Here is a 24974-nt window from a genome sequence, read left to right as displayed (position 1 = left end):
CATGGCCGACGTCCAGACTGCCTCTCCCCTGCCCCCGGCCCCGCGCAAGCGGCGGCTGTGGCGGCCCATGCTGATCATGGTCGTGGTGGTACTGGTGATTGTCGCGATCATTGCCGGGGTGAAATTCGTGCAGATCTCTGCGCTGATCGCCCAATCCAAACAGCCCATGCCCGCCGCCGTGGTCACCGCCCTGCACGTGCCGTTGGAAGACTGGCAGCCCAGCGTCACCGCCGTGGGCTCGATCAAGGCCGTGCGCGGCGTGGACGTGACCACCGAAGTCGGCGGCATCGTGCGCACAATGGGTTTCAAGCCCGGGCAGGAAGTGGCGGCCCAGGCGCTGCTCGTACAATTGAACGCCGACTCCGACATCGCCCAGTTGCACGCGCTGGAAGCCACCGCCGACCTGGCCGCCATCGTGCTCAAGCGGGACAAGGCGCAACTGGCGGTCAACGCGGTGTCCCAGGCGCTGGTGGACAGCGACACTGCCGACCTGAAGGCCAAGCTCGCCGCCGCCGAACAACAACGCGCGCTGGTGGAGAAAAAGTCCATCCGCGCCCCATTTGCCGGGCGCATCGGCATTACAGGCGTCAACCCCGGCCAGTACCTCAACCCCGGCGACAAGATCGCCACGCTGCAAACCTTCGATCCCATCTACATCGACTTCACCGTGCCGCAGACCCAACTGGAAGCCATCGCCATCGGGCAAACCGTCGCGGTGACGGCGGACGGCCTGTCCAATCAGACCTTCACCGGGCGCATCACGACCCTCGACACCCAGTTCGATGCGACCACGCGCAACGTCACGGTCGAAGCCACCGTCGCCAACCCCAAGCAAAGCCTGGTGCCGGGCATGTTTGCCCGCGCCGTGGTCAACGCCGGCAGCCCGCAGCGCTACCTCACCGTGCCGCAGACCTCGGTGACCTACAACCCTTACGGCACCACCGTGTTTATCGCCACGGCGAGCAAGAACGACAAGGGCGAAGAAGTGCTCACGGCGCAACAGACCTTTATCAAGACCGGCCCGACCCGTGGCGATCAAGTGGCGATTGTGTCCGGGGTGAAGGAAGGCGACCTGTTGATCACCAGCGGCCAGATGAAGCTGAAAAATGGCTCGCCGGTGAAGATCGACAACAGCGCCGCGCCCTTGAACGACCCCGCCCCGACTCCCCAAGAACACTAAGGGTGCGCCATGAAATTTACCGACACCTTTATTCATCGGCCGGTCTGGGCCGTGGTGGTCTCGCTGTTCATCCTGATCCTGGGGCTGCGCTCGATCTTTGAATTGCCGGTCAACCAATGGCCGCGCACCGAAAACACCGTGGTCACCATCACCACCGCCTACTACGGCGCCGACGCGTCCACCGTCGCCGGCTTCATCACCCAGCCGCTGGAGTCGGCGATCGCCCAGGCCCAGGGCATCGACTACCTGTCGTCTTCCAGCATCACCGGCGTGTCCACCATCACCGCGACCCTGCGCCTGAACTACGACGCCAGCAAGGCGCTCACCGAGATCAACACCCAGGTCAACTCGGTGAAGAACCAGTTGCCGGCGCAGGCCCAGGAACCGGTGCTCACCGTGGCCGTCGGACAAACCACCGACGCCATGTACCTGGGCTTCTACAGCGACACGCTGCCCACCAACAACATCACCGATTACCTGGTGCGCGTGGTCAAGCCCAAGCTGGACTCGGTGCAGGGCGTGCAAACCGCCGAGATCCTCGGCGGGCGCCAATTCGCCCTGCGCGCCTGGCTGGACCCGGACAAGCTGGCGGCGCACAACGTCACCGCGCAGGATGTGGCCACCGCCCTGGCCAACAACAACTACCTGTCCGCCGTGGGTTCCACCCGTGGGCAAACGGTCACGGTGGACCTCACCGCCGGCACCGACTTGCACACGGTGGACGAATTCAAGCAGCTGGTGATCAAGCAAAAAGGCGACGCCCTGGTGCACCTGGAGGACGTGGCCAACGTCACCCTTGGCGCCGAAAGCTACGACAGCAGCGTGGCATTTTCCGGCAAGCGTTCGGTGTTCATCGGTATCAAGGTGGCGCCCAGCGCGAACATCCTGACCGTCGCCGACAGCGTGCGCGAGGCCTTCCCCGAGCTGCAAGCGCAACTGCCTGCGGGCGTGCGCGGCGAGATCGTGTATGACTCCACGGCCTTCATCAACACCTCGATTGTCGAGGTGGTGAAAACCCTGGCCGAAGCCATGGTGATTGTCTCGGTGGTGATCTACCTGTTCCTCGGCTCCTTCCGCGCAGTGATTGTGCCGCTGGTGGCGATCCCGCTGTCGCTGGTCGGGACGTTCTTTGTGATGTACCTGCTGGGTTACTCCATCAACCTGCTGACCCTGCTCGCCCTGGTGCTGGCGATCGGGCTGGTGGTGGATGACGCGATTATCGTGGTGGAAAACGTCGACCGGCATATCAAGGAGGAAGGCAAAGGCGTATTGGAGGCCGCGCTGGTGGCGGCGCGGGAGTTGGGCGGGCCGATCCTGGCGATGACCGTGGTGCTGGTGGCCGCCTACGTGCCCATCGGCCTGCGCAGTGGCCTGACCGGGGCGCTGTTCAAGGAGTTCTGTTTCTCCCTGGCCGGCGCGGTGACCGTTTCCGCCGTGGTGGCGCTGACCCTGTCGCCGATGATGACCTCGCGCCTGTTCAAGCCCGGCCAGGAGGAAGGCCGCTTCGCCCGGCGCCTCGACGGTTATTTTGACTGGCTGCGCGGGCGCTATCACCGCATCTTGTCTGGCGGCCTGGATATCTGGCCGGTGCTGGTGACCTTTGGCTTTGTCCTGTTCCTGCTGGTGGCCGCCAGCGGCATGACGGCCAAGAGCGAACTGTCGCCCACCGAGGACCAGGGCCTGGTGTTCATGCAGATCAAAGGCCCGCCGACCGCCTCGCCCCAGCAGATGGAACGCATTGCCGACCAAGCCTTCCAGATCGCCAACAAAGAGGCTGAATACGCGCAAATGTTCCAGCTCACTGGCCTGCCAGCGCTCAACCAGGGCCTCGGCGGCGTGCTGCTCAAATCCTGGGGCGACCGTACACGCTCCCAGGCCGAGCTGATCCTGGACTTGCAGCAAAAATGGAACCAGGTGCCGGGCGCAACCATCGCGGCGTTCCCGTTGCCGTCACTGCCGGGCGCCCAGGGTTTGCCGGTGCAGTTCGTGATCACCACCACCGACTCCGTGGAAAACCTCAACGAAGTCGCCCAGGCGGTGATGGCCGAGGCGCAGAAACAACAGCTGTTCTGGTTTGCCGACATGGACCTGAAACTGGACAAGCCACAGGCGCGGCTGGTGGTCGACCGGGAAAAAATCGCCGCCCTCGGCATGACCCAGGCCGACGTCGGCGCCGCGCTGTCCGCCGCCTTGGGCGGCAACTACGTGAACTACTTCTCCACCGCCGGGCGCTCGTACAAAGTGATTCCTCAGGTATTGCAGGTGGACCGCCTCAACCCGGAGCAGATTCTCGACTACTACATCCGCACACCGGCCGGCGCAATGATCCCGGCGCGCACCGTGGCGCATATCGAAACCTCGACGCAGCCGGAGTCGATCAACCACTTCCAGCAACTCAACTCGGCGACCCTGGCCGGCGTGAGTGGCGTCGCCCAAGGCGAACTGCTGGGCAAGCTGAACGCGATCCTCAACAGCATCGCGCCGTCGGGCTACACCTCGGATTTCGCCGGTGAATCCCGGCAGTTCATCCAGGAATCCGGTGGTTTTGTCGGCCTGTTGCTGTTTTCGATCCTGATCGTCTACCTGGCGCTGGCCTTCCAGTTCGAGAGCTTTCGCGACCCGGTGGTGATCCTCTTTTCCGTGCCACCCGCCCTGTTTGGCGCGCTGGCGTTCATCACCATGGGCTTCGCCTCGATCAACGTGTACACCCAGGTCGGCCTGGTGACGCTGCTGGGCTTGATTACCAAGCACGGCATCTTGATCGTGCAATTCGCCAACGAACTGCAACGGGCCGGCCGCAGCAAACGTGAGGCGATTGAAGAAGCGGCGGCGGTGCGCTTGCGCCCGATCCTGATGACCACCGCCGCGATGGTGCTGGGCGTGGCGCCGCTGGTCTGGGCCTCGGGGGCCGGGGCTGCCGGGCGGCATGACATGGGCCTGGTGATCTTCAGCGGGCTGTCGATTGGCACCTTGCTCACGCTGTTTATGGTGCCGGCGATGTATATGTTTATTGGCGCCACTCACTCACACGCTGCTGAAACGGTGCAGCACCCTATGTGAATTGCGCATGGGCCATTCTTAAACGTCATAATCCTACCTTTTCCTACATGGTAATCTCACACGTCCACCCATAGGCATTGATCGTATGCAGTCAATGGCCCCACCAGGAAAGATCATGCCGAAAAAGTCCCACACAGCCCTGCGCCGTAATTTCCGTGAACTGCTGGCAACGCCTGCGTGCGTTGAAACCGCTTCTGTCTTCGACCCGATGTCGGCCCGCATCGCCGCCGACCTGGGTTTCGAAGTCGGCATCCTTGGCGGCTCCGTCGCCTCCCTGCAAGTCCTGGCAGCCCCCGACTTTGCCCTGATCACCCTGAGTGAATTCGTCGAGCAGGCCACCCGCATCGGCCGCGTCGCCCAACTGCCGTTCATTGCCGACGCCGACCACGGCTATGGCAACGCCCTCAACGTGATGCGTACCGTCGAAGAACTTGAGCGTGCCGGCGTGGCCGCGTTGACCATTGAAGACACCCTGCTGCCGGCGCAATTCGGGCGCAAATCCACCGACCTGATTTCCATCGAAGAAGGCATCGGCAAGGTGCGCGCCGCCCTGGAAGCCCGTGTTGACCCCGAGCTGTCGATCATCGCCCGCACCAACGCCGGCGTATTGCCCACCGAAGCCGTGATCGAGCGCACCCTGGCCTATCAAAAAGCCGGTGCGGATGGTATCTGCATGGTGGGTGTCAGCGACTTCGAACACCTGGAGCGGATCGCCGAACACCTCACCGTGCCGTTGATGCTGGTGACCTACGGCAATCCAAAGCTGAACGACGCGGCCCGCCTGGCCAGCCTTGGCGTACGTGTGGTGGTGGCCGGTCATGGCGCTTACTTCGCGGCGATCAAAGCCACCTACGACAGCCTGCGCGCCCAGCGCCAGCTGACCCACAGCACTTCCAACCTCAGCGCGACCGAACTGACGCACACCTACACGTTGCCCGAGAACTACGTGGCGTGGGCGAAAGAGTTCATGGATGTAAAAGAGTAGTCCTTACCTGCCAGGTAAGCGGTGAATGCCCTCCTACTGCCTTGGGCTCACCGCCACCGTTGGCACGCGTCACCCCTTCTTAAAAGTCATAACGCGCCGTTGCACCCAGTGTCCGCGGAGTGCCCAGCACCCCGGTATACGCTCCGTTTGGCGAGTTCCACAGCGTGGTGTAGTAGGTCTTGTCGAAGGCATTTTTCAGCCATAGCGACACGTCCCATTGCCCATCCCCCCAATTCCCCCGCACCCCGGTAGACAGGTTGACCAACCCGTAACCCGGCAATTGGGCTTCGCGCGAATCGTCCACCGTACCCACCGCGTGGGAGCGCCACGCATAGTTGCCGTTCACATAGGGCTGCAAGCCGTTATTCAACTGCCATTGATAACTGGCACTGGTGTTGTAGATCCATTTCGACGCCCCGACCACCGCGTGCCCGCTCAAATCACAGGCGGCGGGTGCTCCTGGGCGCAAGGCGACTTCGGCCGGGCATGGCGCGTCCTCGTAAGACAGGTAGCGCACGTCATTCCATGAACCGTTCACGTTGACCGTCAGGCCCCGCAGCGGCCGCCAACTGCTGTCCATTTCCAGGCCACGGCTGCGAACGGTGCCCGCGTTGGTCAAGTAACTGGTGAGGTTGGCGTCATCGTAGGCGTTGGTCTGGTAGCCGTGGACCACGGTCCAGAACAGGTTGGCGTTGAGCAGCAGGCGCTGGTCGAACAAGGTGGTCTTGACCCCCAGTTCGGCATCGTTGGCACGTTCGCTGCCGATCAACAGCGAGTCGGCCCCGGCCACCGGCGCACTGGCGACACTGAGGTTGACCCCGCCGGACTTCTCGCCGTGGGACAACGACGCGTACGCCAGCACGTTCTCGTCCACCTGCCAGGCGAGGCTGGCCAGCGCCGACGGGCCGAAGCTGTACAAGCTCAAGTCCCCGGAGTCATACGTGCCGAGCCGCCCGGCCCTGGCACCCGCCGCTGCGCCCGTGACCGCAGCACCGCCCAGCGGCGCGTTGCGCGTGACCTGCGCCAGTTTGCGTTCATAAGTGCCGCGCACGCCAAGGCTGAAATCCAGGCTGGGCGTCAAATGCCAGGTGCCTTGGGCGAACGTGGCAACGCTATCCGTATCCACCGTGCCATGCCCCACGCTGCTGACATTGTTCAGCGCGCCTTGGGCGGTACCGTTCCAGGTGTCGGCCAGCGGGCCGTAGTCGGTAAACACCGTGTTGCGCATCTCCTGGCGGAAGTAATACGCGCCCAGCACATAGTCAAAGTGTTCGCCCACCGGCGAGGCCAGGCGCAGTTCCTGGGAGTACTGCTGGTCCCGCGCGGATTGACCGACGTTGTGCATGACATCGACGTCCAGTTCGTCATCGTTGCGCGGGGTGAAATCCCACCAGCGATAGGCGCTGATGGAAGTCAGCGTGTAGTCGCTGGGCAAGGTCCAGTTGGCTTCCAGCGAGGTACCGCCCTGGAACACCTTGACGCTCTGGTCCGCATCCAGGTTGACCCGCCGCCCGCTTACCAGGGTCGCGCCGACGGCGGCGGCGCGCTGCTCGTAGCGGTTGACGCCGTTGATCGTTGGCCCGGTGCTGAACAGCGAACGGGTGCCGGCGCTGGAGTCTTCTTCGTGGTAGTCGGCGACCCAGCGCAGGTTGAAATCTTCGTTGGGCTGGAACAGCAACTGCGTGCGAAAACCCTGGCGTTGCCCGCCGCCGAGGGTGTTGCCGTTGTATTGGTTCTCGACGTAGCCGTTTTCATGGGTGCGATACAGCGCGATCCGCCCGGCCAAGGTGTCATTGAGCGGACCGGAAAGACTCGCCTGGGTCTGTACGTAACCGTCATCGCCCAGTGACGTGGCGAGGCTGCCCTGCGGGGTAAACGTGGGGCGCCGCGTGGTGATGTTCAGCACGCCCGCCGTGGTGTTCTTGCCAAACAAGGTGCCTTGGGGCCCGCGCAGCAGCTCGATCTGCTCGACATCCAGCAGGTCGAACACCGCCATGCCCGGCCGTCCCAGGTACACATTGTCGAGGTAGATCCCGGCGCTGCCCTCCAGGCCATCGCTGGCCGGGTTGTTGCCCAACCCGCGAATCGACAGGCTGGATTGGCGCGCATGCATAAACGCCACGTTGACGCTGGGCATCGCCTGCTGCAGGTCCTGCAAGCGATACAGGCGTTGCTCCTCCAGGGTTTGTGCGCCGAGCACGCTCATGGCCACGGGTACGTGCTGGGCGTCTTCGCTGCGCCGGCGCGACTCCACCGTCACCGCTTGCAGCACGGTGTCGGCGGGCTCGGGTAACGTCTCGGCCGCTGCCGGCAGGCCTTGGATCAGCGCGCAAACGCCCAGTGCAGCCACGCTCAAAGGGCGCGAATAAAGCAGAATCATCGGTGGTTCCTTAAGTCTGGGATGAGTCGATACTTCGCTGCGCGTGGCCTGCGTGAGCGTGATCGTTGCGGGGTCGGGTCAGTCGCGCAGCCAGGGAAGGTCCTGACGCTGGTAGCGGTGTGCGCGAAAAATCGCGTTGTTTTCGCCCGGCAAGTAGCGGCGGGAGGCCTCGTCGGGGTAGGTGGCGAAGTGCGGGTTGACGTATTCCCACACCACTTCACCGGCCGGGGTGACTTCGAACAAGCGCCCGAAGTTGGCCTCGGTCACCAGGGTGTTGCCGTTGTGCAGGCGCTGGGCGCCGCCCATGAACGGCGTGAAGAACGCGTAGCCCGGGGTATCGGCGTATTGCCAGGTGATGCGCTGTTGCTGCGGGTCGATTTCGAGGATGCGCGAGTGCGGCATGCTGATGTGCGGGCGGGAAATACCGTTGTCGAACACCAGGATGTTGCCGTTTTCCAGCTCGCTCGGGCAGTGTTGCTGCGCCACCAGGTCGTGACCGAGGCGCCACAGCACCTCGCCGCTGCCACGTTGCACGGCAATCACCGACGACACGCTGCGCAGGCTCAGGATGACCTTGCCATCGCGGCCCGGCGAGACCGCGTTGGTCATCGGCCAGTGGTAGCGCTCGAACGTCGCGTGCAGGGGGTAATCCTCGGGACGCAGGTGTTCCCAGCTGCGCCACTCCCACACCACCTGGCCCTGGCGGTCGACTTCCTTGACCACATCGGCATAGATCACCCCTCCCGCCGCCTCGCTGCCGGGAATGCCGCCGACCACGCGGCTGGCCAGTTCCGCACTGAGGGGCGCGACGGTGGTGTACAGCAGGTTGCCGTTGTCCAGCCATTGCGCATCGTGGTGGTGCAGCAGGTCGATGTGCTGCCACACCACTTCGCCTTCCGGAGTGACTTCACTGAATGCACCGCCGTGCCACACCGACCAGCCGGGGAACAGCTCCGGGGAGTCCGGGTGGTTGCCGTTGTAGCCGAGGTTGCCGTTGGCCAGGATGACCGCGTCGCGGCCCGGGCGTTGGGGCAACTTCCAGCGGTGGACGACTTCGCCGTCGAGGTCGATCAGGAACACGTTGCCGTCCGCCGTTTGCGGCGCGAACAAGGTGTAGCCGCCGGCGCTGCGGCTGTGGTCGACGCCGATCAGGCCGGTCTTCTGGCGCTTGAGGGTGGTGCTGTGCATGGCTTTTCTCCGGGTGCAGGAAGCCCTGCCGGCGGCACACCGGCAAGGTCGAAAACAGGGATCAGTTGGGTGGTAGAACGGTGTTGAAGCGCGTGTCGAAGATCTGCCCGACGTCCAGCGGGCGCGGGATCACCCGCTCGGCGGCGAACAGGTCGGCCAGGCGCTGTTGCAAGGCGATGACCGCTGGATCAATCGGCACATAACGCAGGTGCTGATGGGCGAGCATATCGCGCACCAACGTCAGCGGCAGCCGCGTGGTCTGCGCGAACACCTGCGCCCACGCATCCGGGTTGGCCGTGGCCCAGGCTTGCGCGCGGGCGAGCCTGGCGAGCAAATCGCCGGCCTCAACGGCGCGCTGTGGGTCGGCCAATGCCTTGAGGCTCGCCAGGGTGAAGTTCTGCCCGGTTTCCGGCCAGGCGCCGCCGTCCACCAATACGCGAGCGCCACGGGAAGTGGCCTGACCGACAAAGGGATACCACACCGACCAGGCCTCCAGACGGCCGCTGGCAAACGCGGTTTGCGCGTCGAGCGGGCTGACGTAGGCAATGTTTACATCCCGCGTCGTCAACCCGGCCTGGTGCAGCGCCGCCAGCAGCAGGTAATGGCCGCTGGTGCCTTTGGCCACGGCGACGCGCTGGCCCTTGAGGTCGGCGACACGCTGCACGCTGGAACCTTGCGGCAGCAACAGCGCATTGTTGTTCTGCGCCCCGCTCGCCACGCCAATGATGCGCACATCAAAACCACCGGCCTGGGCAAACACCGGCGGCGCATTGCCGACCACGCCGATATCGATGGCACCGGCGCTCAGCGCCTCCAGCAGCGTGGTGCCGGCGCTGAACGGATGCCACGCCAGCGCGGCCGGCAGGTCCTGGTCTTCACCGGACGCGTGCAGCATGGCCTGGATCAGGCCGCTCTGGTCTCCGACCTTCAGCGCCGCCGACACCGGTTGCACCATCAACAGCGCCGCCAGGCACGCCAACCCGGCCAGGCGGCGCAGTACGGGATGCTTGGCAGCGTCAGGTTTTAGCGTCATTGTCGTGCCCTCATTTTTGCGTTGAACCCAGTATGTCGAGGCTCGCCGTGACGCTCCATGCCAAACACCCCTCCTTTACTGCCACACCGGACAACGGCGTGCGCACGGTCGTCGTGCTGGCGTTCGATGACTTGCTGCTGCTGAACGCGGCCGGGCCGCTGGAGGTGTTTGCGGCAATTCCGCGGCTGTTGGGCGGTGCAGCGCGGTATCGGTTGCTGTTGGCGTCGCCGCTGGGGGGCACGATTACGTCCGTGTCGGGGATTAGCGCCAACACCTTGTCGCTGGAACAGATCGACGTACAGGCGCCGCTGATCGACACCTTGATTGTCGCGGGCGGCCCCGGCATGGCTGCGCTGGAGGCCAACGAACACGCGTGCGCCTGGTTGCAGCAACGCGCTGCACAGATCCGCCGCCTGTGCTCGATCGGCACCGGGGCGTTTGCGTTGGCCGCCGCCGGTTTGCTGGATGGGCGCAAAGTGGTCACCCACTGGAAATTTGCCGATGAACTGCAGGCGCGCTACCCCAAGGTGATCTGCCAGACCGACGTGTTGTACCTGCACGACCGCAACCTGTGGACCTGCGGCGGCGCCACCGCCGGCATCGACCTCGCCCTCGGGCTGGTGGAGCAGGACCTTGGCGCCCAGGCTGCGTTGTCATTGGCGCGCTATTTCACGGTGTTCCTGTGGCGTTCGGGCGAACAGCCGCAGTTGAGTGCCTCACTGAATGCGCAGTCCACGGCTTTGCGCACCGATCCCGATGTGCGCCTGGCACGCTTGCATGCGTGGATTGCGGGGAACTTGAATGGTGATCTGCGGGTAGAACGCTTGGCCGAGCAATTCGGCATGAGCCCGCGCCACTTTGCCCGGGCGTATGTCGCCGCCACGGGCGATACGCCGGCGCAAGCGGTGGAGAGCCTGCGCCTGGAAGCGGCCTGCCGGGTGCTGGCGACCACCAGCGAGCCGATCAAGCGGATTGCCGAAACGGTCGGCTTTGGTCGTGAAGAACGCATGCGCCGGGCGTTTCAAAAACAACTGGGCACCAGCCCCCTGGGTTATCGCACGCAGATGAAGGCTGCGCCGGCCAGCCAGCCGCCGTTCCCGATGGGCATCGCCTTACACGGCTTGGCGCACTAAGCCCCTCCACTTAAAACTGTTCCAACGAAAAAATCCGCCGCAGAGTCTGCGGCGGCAACCAAAGGATTTTTGTCGAAGCAGAGCGGCTAAGACAGGTCCCACGCTACACCCCTCGCCCCATAAATAACGTGAAGTTTAATTAATCGAGTTTCATCCTTTGCCTGGCTGTAGCCCCCGCAAACTGGGCTTAGAATCAACTTCGGCAACCACGCCGAACACAATAAAAAACCGTAACGCCCACCTTGTAAAACTCTGCCGAACATACGTTTTGCGCCATTTAAAAAGTGCAGTGTTTCTGTGCGCGCGTTCATTACCCGGGGAAGTGAATACCATGATTAAGCAGTCGAGCCTGTTAGCGCTGGCGGTGTGTGCCGGTATCAGTCAGATGGCCTTTGCCGAGTCCGTGACGGACCAGGCGGATTCCAAGGGGTTTATCGAAGGCAGCAGCATTACCGGGCTGTTGCGCAACTACTACATGGACCGCGACCGCCAAAGCGGCAAGGCCGATAATCGCGACTGGACCCAGGGCGCCATGCTCAACTACGCCTCGGGCTTTACCCAGGGCACCCTTGGCTTTGGTGTCGATGCCTACGCCTACGGCGGATTGAAGCTGGACGCCACCCACGCGGACGCCGGCACCGGCAACCTGCCCACCGATCGCCATGGCGACCCGGAAAATGCCTACGGCTCCGTGGGCGCCGCAGTGAAGATCAAGATCTCCAAGACCGAACTGAAATTCGGTGACATGCAACCCACCGCCCCCGTCTTCGCCACCGGCGGCACGCGCCTGCTCCCGCAGACCGCCACCGGGTTCGACCTGACCAGCAGCGAAATCGCCGGCCTCGACCTCGAAGCCGGGCACTTCACCAGCACCAACAGCGGCATGACCAGCAACCATGACCACGATATCTACGCGACCTACGCCAACATCCCCGCCAACAGCGCGAGTTTTGTCGGCGGCAAGTACACCTTTACCCCGAACCTGAGCGCCACCTTGTATGCGGGCGAGCTGGAAGATATCTGGCGCCAGTACTACACCAACCTCAACTACGTGATCCCGTTGCCCCATGACCAGTCACTGGCACTGGACGGCAACCTGTACCGCACCCTCGACACCGGCAGCGCCAAGGCCGGGGCGATCAACAACACCACCTACTCGCTGGCGGCGGCCTATTCGTTCCTGCAGGCCCACACGCTGACGCTGTCGTTCCAGAAAGTGCATGGCGACACGCCGTTCGACTACATCGGCACCGGCAACAACGGCGCCGGCGAAGGCGGCGACTCGGTGTTCCTCGCCAACTCGGTGCAGTGGGGCGACTTCAACGGCCCCGGCGAGCAGTCCTGGGGCATTCGTTATGACCTGAACATGGCCAGTTACGGCGTACCGGGCCTGAGCTTCATGGGCCGCTATATCAACGGTTCGGACATCGATGGCACACACACGCCGGAGCACAGCGCCTACGTCAACGACTACGGCTCGGATGGCGCCCATCACGAGACCGACGTGGAAGCCAAATACGTGATCCAGAGTGGCCCGGCGAAAAACCTGTCGCTGCGGGTGCGCGATGCCATCGTCTCGTCGAATGCCGACCAGGGCGATGGCAAGTTGAACGAGCTGCGGCTGATCGTCGATTACCCGTTTACCTTGCTGTAGTTTGCCCCTGCTGTAGTTTTCAAGGACCATGGGCGCCTTTCTTACACCTGCCAATGAGAGGCGCCCATGGCCAACCACGACCTGTCCTACACCCCCGACCCGGATGCCGACTCGATTTCTTCCGACGTGATCGGCTTCAACGGCATCCTCGTCTCCACCCAGATCCCGACCCGCGCCGATGGCAGCCTGGAACTGGGCGACATCACCGCGCAAAGCGAATGCACCCTGCAAGCGCTGAAAGTCGCCCTGGAAAAAGCCGGCAGCTCGATGGACCGGGTGATGCACCTGACCATCTACCTGACGGACATGGCCGATCGGGCGGCGTTCAACGAAGTCTACAAGCGCTTCTTCGCCAAGCCATGGCCGGTGCGGGCGGCAGTGGGCGTGGCGTCCCTGGCCGTAGACGGCATGCGCGTCGAAGTCACCGCCATGGCCGCAAAAGCCTGAACCTGTGGGAGCGGGCTTGCCCGCGATGACGGTGTGTCAGTCAAAGCTATATTCACTGAACCACCGCCATCGCGGGCAAGCCCGCTCCCACAGGGAATGTCATTGGCTCCAGCGCCCTGTGGTAGGTGCCCCCCCAGCGTTTCACAGCTACAATGCGCGCCTCAACCGTGACAAGCCTGACTAAAAAAACTATGTCCTTGCCCAAGCATCACCTTGAATTGCTCAGCCCTGCCCGCGATGTCGCCATCGCGCGCGAGGCGATCCTGCATGGCGCCGACGCCATCTACATCGGCGGCCCGAGCTTCGGCGCCCGCCACAATGCGTGCAACGACGTGAGCGACATCGCCTCGCTGGTGGAATTCGCCCGCCGTTACCACGCCCGCGTGTTCACCACGATCAACACGATTCTGCATGACAACGAGCTGGAACCCGCGCGCAAGCTGATCCATCAGCTCTACGACGCCGGCGTCGATGCGTTGATCGTGCAAGACCTGGGCGTGATGGAGCTGGATATCCCGCCCATCGAGCTGCACGCCAGCACCCAGACCGACATCCGCACCCTGGGCCGCGCGAAGTTTCTCGACCAGGCCGGCTTCTCCCAGCTGGTATTGGCCCGTGAGCTGAACCTGCAAGAGATCCGCGCCATCGCCGACGAAACCGATGCCGCCATCGAGTTCTTTATCCACGGCGCCCTGTGCGTGGCGTTCTCCGGGCAGTGCAATATCTCCCACGCGCAGAACGGCCGCAGCGCCAACCGTGGCGATTGCTCCCAGGCCTGCCGCCTGCCGTACACCTTGAAAGATGACCAGGGCCGCGTCGTGGCCTTTGAAAAGCACCTGCTGTCGATGAAAGACAACAACCAGAGCGCCAACATTCGCGCCCTGGTCGAGGCCGGCGTGCGTTCGTTCAAGATCGAAGGCCGCTACAAGGACATGGGCTACGTGAAGAACATCACGTCCTACTACCGCCAGCGCCTCGATGACGTGCTGGAAGACCGCCCGGACCTGGCCCGCGCCTCCAGCGGGCGCACCGTGCACTTCTTCCTGCCCGACCCGGAAAAAACCTTCCACCGGGGCAGCACCGACTATTTCGTCACCGACCGCAAGGTCGATATCGGCGCCTTCGACACTCCGACCTTCACCGGCCTGCCGGTGGGTGTGGTGGAAAAAGCCGGGAAACGCGACTTGCAGGTGGTCACCCATGAGCCGCTGTCCAACGGCGATGGCCTCAATGTGCTGGTCAAACGCGAAGTCGTAGGTTTCCGCGCCAACATTGCCGAGCCCAAGGGCGAGTTCGAGGAAGACGGCGAGAAGCGCTACCGCTACCGCGTCGAGCCGAACGAAATGCCGGCCGGCCTGCACCAGCTGCGCCCGAACCACCCGCTGAACCGCAACCTGGACCACAACTGGCAACAGGCGCTGCTCAAGACCTCATCCGAACGCCGTATCGGCCTGACCTGGGCCGCGCGCCTGCGGGAAGAACAGCTGGAAGTCACCGCCACCAGCGAAGAAGGCATCAGCACCAGCGTCACCCTGCCCGGCCCGTTCGGCGTGGCCAACAAACCGGAACAGGCGCTCGACACCCTGCGCGACCTGCTCGGCCAACTGGGCACCACCGAATACCACGCCACCGACATCCAGCTGGATGCGCCGCAGGCGTTCTTCATCCCCAACTCGCAGCTCAAGGCCTTGCGCCGCGAAGTGATCGAAGCGCTGACCGCCGCCCGTGTGGCCGCGCACCCGCGTGGTGGGCGCAAAGCCGAAACCACGCCGCCGCCGGTGTACCCGGAAGCGCACCTGTCGTTCCTGGCCAACGTCTACAACCAGAAGGCCCGCGACTTCTACTACCGTCACGGCGTGAAGCTGATCGACGCCGCCTTCGAAGCCCACGAAGAAACCGGCGAAGTGCCGGTGATGATCACCAAGCACTGCCTGCGTTTCTCGTTCAACCTGTGCCCGAAACAGGCCAAGGGTGTCACGGGGGTGAAGACCAAGGTCGCGCCGATGCAGTTGATCCATGGCGATGAAGTGCTGACCCTGAAGTTCGACTGCAAACCCTGCGAGATGCACGTGGTGGGCAAGATCAAGGGGCATATCCTCGGCCTGCCGCAACCGGGCAGCGCCGTGGAGCACTTCAACCCGGAAAACATCATTTTCCAGGGTACGCACTAGCCCTCCGGGAGCGGGGCCACCACCAGCCCCGCTGCAACCCGGCCGCCGCCAGCAGAATCGCCACCACCCCCAGCCACTGTTGCCAACCCAGGCGATGCCCGAAGGCGATCCAATCGACGAAGATCGCCGCAATCGGGTAGATAAATGACAAGGCGCCGGTCAATGCGGTCGGCAGTTTCTGGATCGCGCCGTACAGCAACACATACATCACCCCGGTGTGCACCACGCCCAGGGTCACCAGCGCCGCCCAGGCAGTGGGCGCCACGGGCACGCTGCCCCATGGCACCAGAGGCGCCAGCAACACCGCACCCGTCGCTACCTGGATCAGCGCCATCAGGTGGGGCGGCACGGCCTTCAAGCGCTTGATGATCAGTGCGGCAATCGCATACAGAAACGCCGCGCCCGACGCCAACGCGATCCCCGCCAGGTAATCCCCACCGCTCTGCTGCGAGCCATGGGCGGTGACAATCGCCAGCATCCCGATAAACGCCACGCTCAACCAGGTGATTTTTTGCACGGTGATCTTCTCGCCGAGAAACACCGCCGCCAGCATCACCAACATGAACGGCTGCACGTTGTACACCGCCGTGCTGATGGCGATGGACGCGTGGGAATAGGATTCGAACAGCAGCAACCAGTTGCCGACAATCGCCACGCCACTGAGCATTGCCAACCCGAGCTTGGCCCAGTTCAGCAGGTCCAGGCGCAGGTAACCCAGCAAGGCGCACACCAGCAACAGGCTCAGCCCGCCGATCACGCAGCGCCAGAACACCACTTCGATTACCGACACGCCTGACACCAGCACAAACCAGCCGATGGTCCCCGAAATCAGCATGGCGGCGACCATTTCCCACGAACCACGACGGATGGATGTATCCACGATTGTTGCTCCTCAAGTGAGGCTCAATTATGGCAATCTGCTGGGCAACGCTTCCAGCGACTAAAAAAGGCCAGAAGGCCGAATCACCTTTTCTTATTAGGCAAATACCATGATCGACAGCATCGACCAGCAACTGATCGCCGCCTTGATGGACGATTCGCGCCTGTCCCTCAAGGCCCTGGCAGGCATCACCGGGCTGTCGTCGCCCAGCGTCGGCGAACGCCTGCGCCGCCTCGAAGAGCGCGGCGTGCTGACCCACTACACCGTGGACATCGACGCCAAGCACTTCGGCTACCTGCTGCAAGCCATCGTGCGCATCCGCCCCTTGCCCGGGAAGCTGCAGGAGGTTGAGCGCCAGATCCAGGCCATCCCCGAGTTCACCGAGTGCGACAAGGTCACTGGCGATGACTGCTTTATCGCGCGCCTGCATGTGCGCACCATGGAGCAACTGGACACCCTGCTCGACCGGCTCAATGTCAATGCCGAGACCAACACGGCCATCGTCAAGAAAACCCCGGTGAAACGGCGCTTGCCACCGTTGGGTGGAGGGGATTGAGGATCGAGGTGAGCCCATCGCAGGCAAGCCAGCTCCCACAGTTGATCGGGTTCACACGGTCAAGATGTGGGAGCTGGCTTGCCTGCGATGGCGGCAGCGAGGCTTGCGCGCGAAATTCTATCCAATTGAGGGTTTATCACTGAAACCAAGACATCAAAACGCCACAATCTCTGCTACTGTCAAACCACCTCATCTCCTCCTCGTCGCCTCACCGCGATCTTCTGTGAGCATGCTCTGCGCCCTCGTCGGCTGACGATGGCGGGCCTGAACCTCATGGAATGACCCAGCGATGGACACACCGTTACCCGGCCCCGCGCAATCACGCGCCGAAAAGATCGTCGAGTTCAAACGCCAGAAAACCCTGCTCAAGGCCGGCGCCCTGCAGGATGCGATTTTCAACAGCGCGTACTTTTCCAGCATCGCCACCGATGAAAAAGGCGTGATCCAGATCTTCAATGTCGGCGCCGAACGCATGCTCGGCTACGCCGCCTTTGATGTGGTCAACCGCATCACCCCGGCCGACATCTCCGACCCCGTCGAGCTGATCACCCGCGCCGCCGCCCTCAGCCAGGAACTCGACACGCCCATTACACCGGGCTTCGAAGCCCTGGTGTTCAAGGCCTCGCGGGGCATCGAGGACATCTACGAGCTGACCTATATCCGCCAGGACGGCAGTCGCCTGTCCGCGATGGTCTCGGTGACCGCCCTGCGCAACCGCCATGACACGATCATCGGCTACCTGCTGATCGGCACCGACAACACCGCGCGCAAGCAGGAAGAAGCCGAGCGCAAAGGCTTCGAACGCGCCCTGGAAGAAAAGAACCTGGAGCTGGAACACGCCAGCCACATGAAGTCCGAGTTCCTCGCCACCATGTCCCACGAACTGCGCACGCCATTGAATGCGGTGATCGGTTTTTCCGAAGCGCTCAAGGATGGGTTGGTGGGCGATATGACCGAGACCCAGCGCGAATACATCGGCGATATTTTCACCAGCGGCCAGCACTTGCTGTCGTTGATCAACGACATTCTCGACCTGTCCAAGGTCGAGGCCGGGATGATGGAGCTGGAACTGGAAGCGGCCGAGCTGCCGGGGTTGTTGGCCAACAGCTTGCTGATCGTGCGGGAGAAGGCGGCGTTGCAACGGATCCAGTTGAAGCTCGACAGCCCCGACGACTTTGGCCCCCTGGCGCTGGACCTGCGCAAGACCAAGCAAATCATCTACAACCTGCTGGCCAACGCAGTGAAATTCAGCGAGCACGGCAGTTGCGTGACCCTGGCAGTGCGCGAGGTCAAGGCTGATCAAGTGGGCAAGATCCCCGGTGATTGGCCGGTGCGCGGCTTTGACGTACAGCCCGGCGCGCATCAGGCCTTTTTGCAGTTCAGCGTCAGCGACACCGGCCTGGGCATCGCCGCCGACGACATGGGCAAGCTGTTCAAGGCGTTCAGCCAGATCGACAGCAGCCTGGCGCGCAAATTCGAAGGCACCGGCCTGGGGCTGGCGATGGTCAAGCAGTTGGCCGACCTGCATGGCGGCAGCGTCGCCGTGGCCAGCCGCGAAGGCCTCGGCGCACGGTTTGTGGTGTGGCTGCCGGTGCGGCGGACCACCCACCTGGAGGGCCCATGGCCGATATCCTGATCGTCGAAGACAACGAAGCCAACATGCGCCTGGCGCGCTTGCTGCTGACCAATGCCGGGCACTGCGTGCGCTGGGCCGCCGATGCGGAAAGCGGCCTGACCCTGGCCCGCGAACACCAGCCCGCGCTGATCCTGATGGACATCCAGTTGCCGGGCATGGACGGCCTGGCGGCCACCGCCCTGCTCAAGCACGACCCGCTCACCGCACACATCCCGGTGATCGCCCTGACCGCCATGGCGATGAAGGAAGACCGGGAAAAGACCCGCCTGGCCGGCTGCGACGCCTATGTGACCAAGCCCTTGCGCTACAAGGAGCTGTATCAGGTGATCGATGCGCTGCTTGACACCCCCCACTCAGATGAGTCCCCACTATGGCCACGCTGCTGATCGTCGATGATGAACCCCAGGTACGCAAGCTGCTGGAAACGCTGTTGCAATACGAGGGCTACCACACCCTTAGCGTCGGCTCCGGCGAGGAAGCCCTGGCCCTGGTGGCAGAACAACCGCCCGACCTGATCCTGCTGGACATCATGATGCCCGGCATGGACGGTTATGCCGTGGCCAACCAGCTCAAGGACAACCCGGCCACGGCGAACATCCCGATCATCATGCTCTCGGCGCTGAGTGAACCCAGTGCGCGCCTCAGTGGCCTGCAAACCGGGGCCGAAGAGTTCATCAGCAAGCCCGTGGAGCGCGTGGAATTGTGGCTGCGGGTGCGCAACCTGCTGCGCCTGAAGTCCTATGGCGACCAGTTGAAAAGCCACAGCCTGATGCTGGAACAGCAACTGCGCGAGCGCGGCAGCGAAACCGCAAAGATGAATGTGCACGACCTGGCATTGCTCGACCTGGAAAATGCCTTGCGCCAGGCCGTGACGGCGCGTGAATTCACCTTGCACTACCAACCCAAGCTGGAGTTGGCCAACGGCCGGATCAGTGGCGTGGAAGCGCTGCTGCGCTGGGAACGCCCCGGCTATGGTGCGGTGTCGCCGGGGATATTTGTGCCGATCCTTGGAGCGCTTGGGGTTGATCGTCACCGTGGGGCGCTGGGTGATCGAACAGGCGTGCCTGCAGATCGCGCGATGGCAACGTTCGGGCATCGGCGCGATGGAGGTGTCGGTGAACGTGTCCGGCCATCAATTGATCGAAGGTGACCTGATCACCGATATCGGCCAGCTATTGGCCGACGCCGGGGTGGAACCCCACTGGCTGGAGGTTGAACTCACCGAAAGCTCCTTGATGGAAAACACCCCGCACACCATCACCAGCCTGCAACGCCTGCGAGCGATGGGGGTGAAGATCGCCATTGATGACTTTGGTACCGGCTACTCCAGCCTCGCTTATCTGCGGCGCTTTCCCCTCGACACCTTGAAGATCGATATCGCGTTTATCCGCGAAGTCACCAGCAACCCTCAGGACGCAGCGATTGCCCGCACCATCATCGAACTGGCCCACAGCCTGGGCCTGCGTGCGGTGGCCGAAGGGGTGGAAACGCCAGCGCAGTTGGCGTTTTTGAAAGAGGCCGGCTGTGATCAGCTGCAGGGGTACCTGTTCAGCCAGCCGCTGCCGGTGGCGGCGCTGGAGCGATGGTTCTGGAGAAGGCGCGGCGTCTAGCCAGGGATCACGTCGACCTGGATATGAGCGGCAACGAAAAACAAACCCGTGACTGGGATCATCAATCGCGCATTTGACACTCAGATTTATCCGAGAGGCGACCAATGAATGCCTCAGCGATAAACCTGCCAATCACATGATGAGCGACGAGCGATGATCCATTCAAACAGTGCGATTTTTCACCACACAATCCCGCCCGTACATTCCACCCCACAGCGCCGCGCCACTGATACGCCGCCCCAGGCCACCTCCTCGCTCGTGGACATCCCCGCCAATTCGACCTTCGGACAATGGTGGAACCAACTGAGGCAAGCGTTTCAGTCCCCTGACGTCCAGCAGTGGATGCAAGACAGGGGCATGAACCCCAACTCGATAAAAATCGACCCGACGTCCGGCCAGATCAAGTTCACGGTTAACGCAGGCCCTGGGCAACGGATCCATACCGTGGGCCTCGACGACCCAGGCTGGGCAGCCGTCAGTGGCCTGATCCTGAATGCCGCCCGTGTCATCGTGGCCGACGGTACGTTCACAACGTTTTCCCCGCCGTTGTCAGCCTCTGCCAATAGCGTTCCGTTCAAATTGATGGACCATTTCTACAGGGCATCGCCACTCTTTTCAGCGCAAAACGAGCGCCGCAGTGAGGAATGGTTAGCCGAACAACAGGCGCAACTGGCCGATATCCGCAATCGCTACCAGGCGGCTTTCGATTTGCGGCACCTGGCAGACTTTGTCAGAGAAGGCACTCGGGATGAGTCTGATATCTCCCACGAGTTGAACACCCGTGTTGTCTATGTAGACCGCGCAGGCACTTACCTACCGGCCAACGCCGGCGACCACAACAGCGTGAGCGTGAAGCAATTCATCGAAGACCATGGCTGGCGCCTGCCCACCAACCGCAATCAATTGGACAATCTCGTCAGCGCTCTACTGACGCCCTCCCCCAAGGCACCCGCCAACGGCAACTACGGCGGTGCACGCGCATGGCCCGTGCCGCTGGATAGCGAGAGTGCGCGACAACTGAGCGCCGATATCCTGCAGGGCAAGATCGGCGCGATTGACCTCCACCCCTCCACGAGCGTGTTGGAATACTTGCTCGATGGCGCACAGGTGCTTGCTTCACACACCGCTGATCCCAGGCGTCTGATCGATCGTCTGATCGCGTCGCCCAAGGGCCAGGCATTAGGCCAGGCCATTCAGGCGCAATTCGCAGCGCGATCGCTCAAAGGCAGTCCCAACGACTGGTTGCTGGCGGCCCTGACCCTGGACGCGTCCAACCCGGCAGAGGCCACCCCGCGAACCGGGCCAACGGTTATCGCGGGTTACACGTTGTTATCCCCACAGAATGCAGCCAAGACCGCCACGACGGTCTTGAGGGAGTTGACGGCCGAGCTGGCCAAGGCCGGCAAGGGTTCGTCGCTTGAGCAGGCGGCGATTCAAGCCACGCTGATGTTGTCCAGCCGAGCACCGGAGTTTCTGGTCAAGGACATTCCGCAGGATCTGACCGTGGGCACCCACAGCTGGGTCAGCTTCACCACCGCTGTCGCCCGTATCGAAGCACTCGCCCCTGGAGCGACATCGACAATGACCTACGCCCAAGTGATGCTCCAGGCGAGCATCGCGCCGGTATCCGAAGCGGAACAACGCATCGAGTTTGTCGCCCAGGACGCAGCGATCAAGGCGTGGGCAGCCGCCAATGGCATGCCCTATCCGACCACCGACGCCGCGTTGAAACGCGTGCGCGAGGCGTTCTCAACACAAGTCGACGAACTCCATAAGGCCTCCCAGGCCTCCACGGCAGCGATGCCGACCGCCAAGGGCATGGCAGTGGAGCAGCTGAAAAAGGCTCTGCCGGATCTGGACCCGAAGCTCTTCGAAGAAAAAAGCATCAGCGTCCAACCCGCCAACCGATATTTTCCGGGGCCCTATTCGATACTGGATTTGTACATGGATGGCCGCGGGATTCCGAAGGCACCTGATGCTGCCGACAACTGGGGGGAAACGGGCAGAAGCCTAGTGCGACATTTCTCATTTGGCGTGGTGGACTTACCCGATGACGGCCGGCCGGGTGCGTGGGTTTCGTCTTCGGCGGCAGTAGACATCAACGCCGTCATGCAAACGCTTGAACAATTGCCGCGGCTGTCCGAGGCATTCGATACAGCGTTTTCGACCTATTCCGAGGCGATCAAGACAGCCACTGCAGCGCACATCAAACACATGGTATCGAAACTGCCCTTGGCGGATCGTCAGAACTTCGAGTTCGGGAAAATCACCATCGCCAAGGAAGTCCATTATGAATGGGGCGGCGTCACCGTCAGTGAGCGCAACAAAACCACCGAAGGTTGCCTGCACATCAAGATCGAGCGCGATGGCCAGCTCCACAACTATCAACTGGACCGCCTGAGCGGAACCATCACCCAACGTCCAGACCTGGGCGACTTCAAGACCGGGCAGCCTTATTACAAGGAGTCGCGGCCCTTTAACGAATTCAAGGTGGTCACCCCCAAGGGCAAATACCCGGCCGGGCTGGCCGACGAGGCCAAAGGCGCGACCGGTATCCCTGACAGCTTCGCCAGCGCGAGAACCGCCTACCTTGCCGACGCTGTCCTCGAAGACATGGATCTGCCCGGGGTGAAAAGATCGGCCCAGGGGCAAACCACCTTTGATACCGAGGTACCCACCCATGAAAAGGTGGGGGAATTCGCCCTCAACCTCATTCCATTCAGGTCGGCGATCGTCAACTTCCAAAAGGGCAACCTTGCCCAGGGGCTGGGGGATTTGTCGTGGGATATCTTCGGCTTCCTCGTCGGCTTCGGCGCGGGGGTCAAAGGCGCGAAAGCATTGGCCAGCGGGGCATCCGCACTGGCCAAGCTCGGAAACACCCTCAAGATCGTCGGACGCGCCGCAGTGGGGGCGCTCAACCCGGTGGGCGGGGTCGATGATCTGGCGCGTGGCGTGGTAAGTGGCACGGCCCGCGTGGCCAAGGCCGGGTACAGGGGCGTCAAGCATCTGAGGACCTACCGCAATGTCGACCTGCTCAAGTTGGCCAAAAGGCCGGACATCGCCGAAGGCACCTACAAGACCCTCAACAGCAGCATTGAAAGCAAAGCCCTGGGCAAATTCGACGAGGCGTCAGGCAAGTGGTACGCCGTAGACCCACGCACCCAGCAAACCTATGGCAAACCGCTGGACGACTTCGTCGCCGACGCCCCGGGCGCCGCCACTTCCGACAGCTTGCAAGCGATCGGCAGCGCGGATGGAGTGGCAAGCGCCAGCCGGCAACACGGCCTGGCGGCCAGTGGAAAGTTCAAGGATGGGCAAGAAGCGGTCGAAGGCACCGCGGTCATGTTCCAGGGCAATTGGCACCGCTACGACCCAATCAAGAAACAACCCTTCGCCTCGCCCCTGAAAGACTTCACGCCCAGCCGGATTGCCGTCGGCGGTGAGGTCAGGCCCCTGGACACGACACTACTGGGATATGAAGCCAAGTACATTGCCTCGGATGAACTCGCGACCAAGGGGTTGCAAGGCAATGTGTATGTGGGCGGCAGCCAGAAGGAATATGTGAAGATCGACGGCCTGCTGTATGAGTCCCGGCTCAAGGACGGCCAGCGCATCATCCGACACCCCACGGGCGCCGGCCCCGATATTCCCGTCCGGGATCTGGGGGCTTCGGGATGGGAGCCCTCAAGCCGGTCCACCCGTTTGCTCGGTGGCGCAAGCGACGCCACTTCGCCCTGGAAACTGACGGACAGCACCTATGTGGTGCCGATGGACGACATCAATGCGGTGGAAAACTCGACGACGCCGTTCAGGCTGAACTACTTGGGCGTGGATCATGACGTCATCTTCGACAGTGCGGCGGGGGCCTGGAAAGAGGCCAATCTTGCCACCGGGGTCGATTCGTTCAATCACCAATACTTCTGGCGAGCCGACAAGGGCAAATGGGCGCGAGGGCCGTACAGCGATTTCCTGAAAGCCAAAAAAACGGAGGCGCATCATTATGCGTTTGTGGATGTCATGCCCGCGTCAGCGTTGAAAATCCCGAGCGATGCAAAACCGATCCCCAAGAACATCCATTATTTCTGGGCGGGTCAGGACATACCTTCCAAGCTGGCGGACAACATCGTCAACAACGCTTCCCAGGCCCCCGGGTACACCTCCATCCTGCACGTGGATGCTGACACACCAGCCCTTTTTCAACAGATAAAACAGAAAATGGAACGCAAGGTCCAGGGTATCGAGGTGAGGAACCTTCAAGAAGATGACGTCTTCAAGCAATTGAAAAACGACGAAATGTACGATTACTTCCGACAGGGGCAAGGGAAAAACCTGGCCGCCGCCTCAGATGTTGCGCGCTACCCCATTACCAATAAATACGGGGGGTTCTATCTCGATACCGATGATGTGATTCAGGCAAAAGTCGGCGCCGAAGTGGTGAATGCAGGCGCCAATGATGTGCTGCTCAACCGGATGGTTAGCCACAGCCTCAGCGACAACACGCTTTTCTACAACACCAGTAATTTCGGCACGCAGGCCAACAACCCGATCATCACCGCCATGATCACTGAAATGAAAAAGCGTTTCGCGGCCAACAAAGACTATTTCACGGCCAACCGCCCCACTGCGACCAGGTACGACAACGGTGACGTGCGCTACACACCTGAGTTCAATACCTACGAACGCAAGATTTTTGAAACGGTCGGCCCCACGTTATTCAACGACAACCTTAAGCTCAAGCGACCGGACATGTACGACTTGGGCTTCGACGGGCTGACCAGGGAGTACAAGGTGGTCGACTCAAAACTCGTACCGCACGGCACCATAGTCAACCTTGAAAACGATGTTCGCCGGTCATACATCGGCAGCGGCATCGTCCCCCCCGACACACTGGGTAAGCAGCTGGAAACGCTGAAGCAGCATTACTTGCCGCTTCAGCACCGGTTCAAGGTCGATATTGGCGCTGAGCACTCCTGGATCGATTCCTGATCCAGGCGGCCTTCCTTTAGCGGCACCTCGGCATCATCCATAAGCGAGCCCGGGTCTTCGTTGCCCGGGTCGTTG

General features: G+C 62.5%; 15 protein-coding genes and 1 pseudogene. 12 read left to right on the top strand and 4 right to left on the bottom strand.

The features are described 5' to 3' along the window. Position 1: 1 nt before the first annotated feature. The 3 genes from PSH87_RS13575 (at position 2) to PSH87_RS13565 (ending at position 5225) form a co-directional block, all read left to right on the top strand. Positions 2–1180, top strand: a complete 1179-nt coding sequence (locus PSH87_RS13575) for an efflux RND transporter periplasmic adaptor subunit (protein WP_305434133.1) — start codon at positions 2–4, stop codon at positions 1178–1180. A gap of 9 nt (positions 1181–1189) precedes the next feature. Continuing rightward, positions 1190–4240 (top strand): efflux RND transporter permease subunit, encoded by a 3051-nt coding sequence (locus tag PSH87_RS13570; protein WP_305434131.1) that lies wholly within the window; start codon positions 1190–1192, stop codon positions 4238–4240. Positions 4241–4355: 115 nt separating this feature from the next. After that, the gene (locus PSH87_RS13565; RefSeq protein WP_305434129.1) at positions 4356–5225 is read left to right on the top strand and encodes an oxaloacetate decarboxylase; all 870 of its coding nucleotides are present in this window, start codon (positions 4356–4358) and stop codon (positions 5223–5225) included. Between the two features lie 79 nt (positions 5226–5304). On the opposite strand, the gene PSH87_RS13560 is transcribed toward PSH87_RS13565, so the two are convergent. The 3 genes from PSH87_RS13560 to PSH87_RS13550 form a co-directional block, all read right to left on the bottom strand. Further along, positions 5305–7605, bottom strand: coding sequence for a TonB-dependent receptor (locus tag PSH87_RS13560; RefSeq protein ID WP_305434128.1), 2301 nt, complete (start codon positions 7603–7605; stop codon positions 5305–5307). A gap of 78 nt (positions 7606–7683) precedes the next feature. Further along, the gene (locus PSH87_RS13555) at positions 7684–8793 is read right to left on the bottom strand and encodes an aryl-sulfate sulfotransferase (protein WP_305434126.1); all 1110 of its coding nucleotides are present in this window, start codon (positions 8791–8793) and stop codon (positions 7684–7686) included. Positions 8794–8854: 61 nt separating this feature from the next. Continuing rightward, the gene (locus tag PSH87_RS13550) at positions 8855–9826 is read right to left on the bottom strand and encodes an ABC transporter substrate-binding protein (protein ID WP_305434124.1); all 972 of its coding nucleotides are present in this window, start codon (positions 9824–9826) and stop codon (positions 8855–8857) included. Between the two features lie 98 nt (positions 9827–9924). Between PSH87_RS13550 and PSH87_RS13545 the strand changes: the two genes are divergently transcribed. The 4 genes from PSH87_RS13545 (at position 9925) to PSH87_RS13530 (ending at position 15231) form a co-directional block, all read left to right on the top strand. After that, on the top strand, positions 9925–10959 hold the full coding sequence (locus tag PSH87_RS13545; RefSeq protein WP_305434123.1) for a GlxA family transcriptional regulator: 1035 nt from the start codon (positions 9925–9927) through the stop codon (positions 10957–10959). 331 nt (positions 10960–11290) lie between these two features. Further along, positions 11291–12613, top strand: coding sequence for an OprD family porin (locus tag PSH87_RS13540; RefSeq protein WP_305434122.1), 1323 nt, complete (start codon positions 11291–11293; stop codon positions 12611–12613). Between the two features lie 66 nt (positions 12614–12679). Then, the gene (locus PSH87_RS13535; RefSeq protein ID WP_032865054.1) at positions 12680–13060 is read left to right on the top strand and encodes a RidA family protein; all 381 of its coding nucleotides are present in this window, start codon (positions 12680–12682) and stop codon (positions 13058–13060) included. Positions 13061–13251: 191 nt separating this feature from the next. Then, a complete protein-coding gene (locus PSH87_RS13530; protein ID WP_305434121.1) occupies positions 13252–15231 on the top strand; it encodes a U32 family peptidase in 1980 nt (659 codons plus the stop codon). On the opposite strand, the gene PSH87_RS13525 is transcribed toward PSH87_RS13530, so the two are convergent. Continuing rightward, positions 15209–16111 carry a DMT family transporter gene (locus PSH87_RS13525; RefSeq protein WP_026136973.1) on the bottom strand — a complete coding sequence of 301 codons (903 nt, stop codon included), beginning with the start codon at positions 16109–16111 and terminating at the stop codon, positions 15209–15211. The genes PSH87_RS13530 and PSH87_RS13525 overlap by 23 nt on opposite strands. Positions 16112–16220: 109 nt before the next feature. Here PSH87_RS13525 and PSH87_RS13520 point away from each other — a divergent pair, with 109 nt between their 5' ends. The 5 genes and pseudogenes from PSH87_RS13520 to PSH87_RS13500 all read left to right on the top strand — a co-directional run bounded on the left by PSH87_RS13520 (position 16221) and on the right by PSH87_RS13500 (position 24899). Further along, entirely contained in the window at positions 16221–16667 is a 447-nt protein-coding gene (locus PSH87_RS13520; RefSeq protein ID WP_017738170.1) for an Lrp/AsnC family transcriptional regulator, read from the top strand. A gap of 289 nt (positions 16668–16956) precedes the next feature. After that, positions 16957–18303, top strand: a complete 1347-nt coding sequence (locus tag PSH87_RS13515; protein ID WP_017738171.1) for a HAMP domain-containing sensor histidine kinase — start codon at positions 16957–16959, stop codon at positions 18301–18303. Continuing rightward, positions 18288–18689: a response regulator gene (locus tag PSH87_RS13510; protein WP_017738172.1), complete on the top strand. Its 402-nt coding sequence runs from the start codon at positions 18288–18290 to the stop codon at positions 18687–18689. Before PSH87_RS13515 ends, PSH87_RS13510 begins: the two co-directional genes overlap by 16 nt. Continuing rightward, positions 18674–19913, top strand: a pseudogene (locus PSH87_RS13505) (EAL domain-containing protein). Before PSH87_RS13510 ends, PSH87_RS13505 begins: the two are co-directional and overlap by 16 nt. 153 nt (positions 19914–20066) lie before the next feature. Beyond that, complete coding sequence (locus tag PSH87_RS13500; protein WP_305434118.1) at positions 20067–24899, top strand: TcdA/TcdB catalytic glycosyltransferase domain-containing protein; 4833 nt, start codon at positions 20067–20069, stop codon at positions 24897–24899. Positions 24900–24974: the final 75 nt, after the last annotated feature.

The sequence above is a fragment of the Pseudomonas sp. FP453 genome, from assembly GCF_030687495.1.
In the GTDB taxonomy this organism is placed as follows: Bacteria; Pseudomonadota; Gammaproteobacteria; order Pseudomonadales; family Pseudomonadaceae; genus Aquipseudomonas.
Note: the sequence above shows the minus strand (reverse complement) of the source record. Positions and strands in the feature narration are given on the sequence as shown.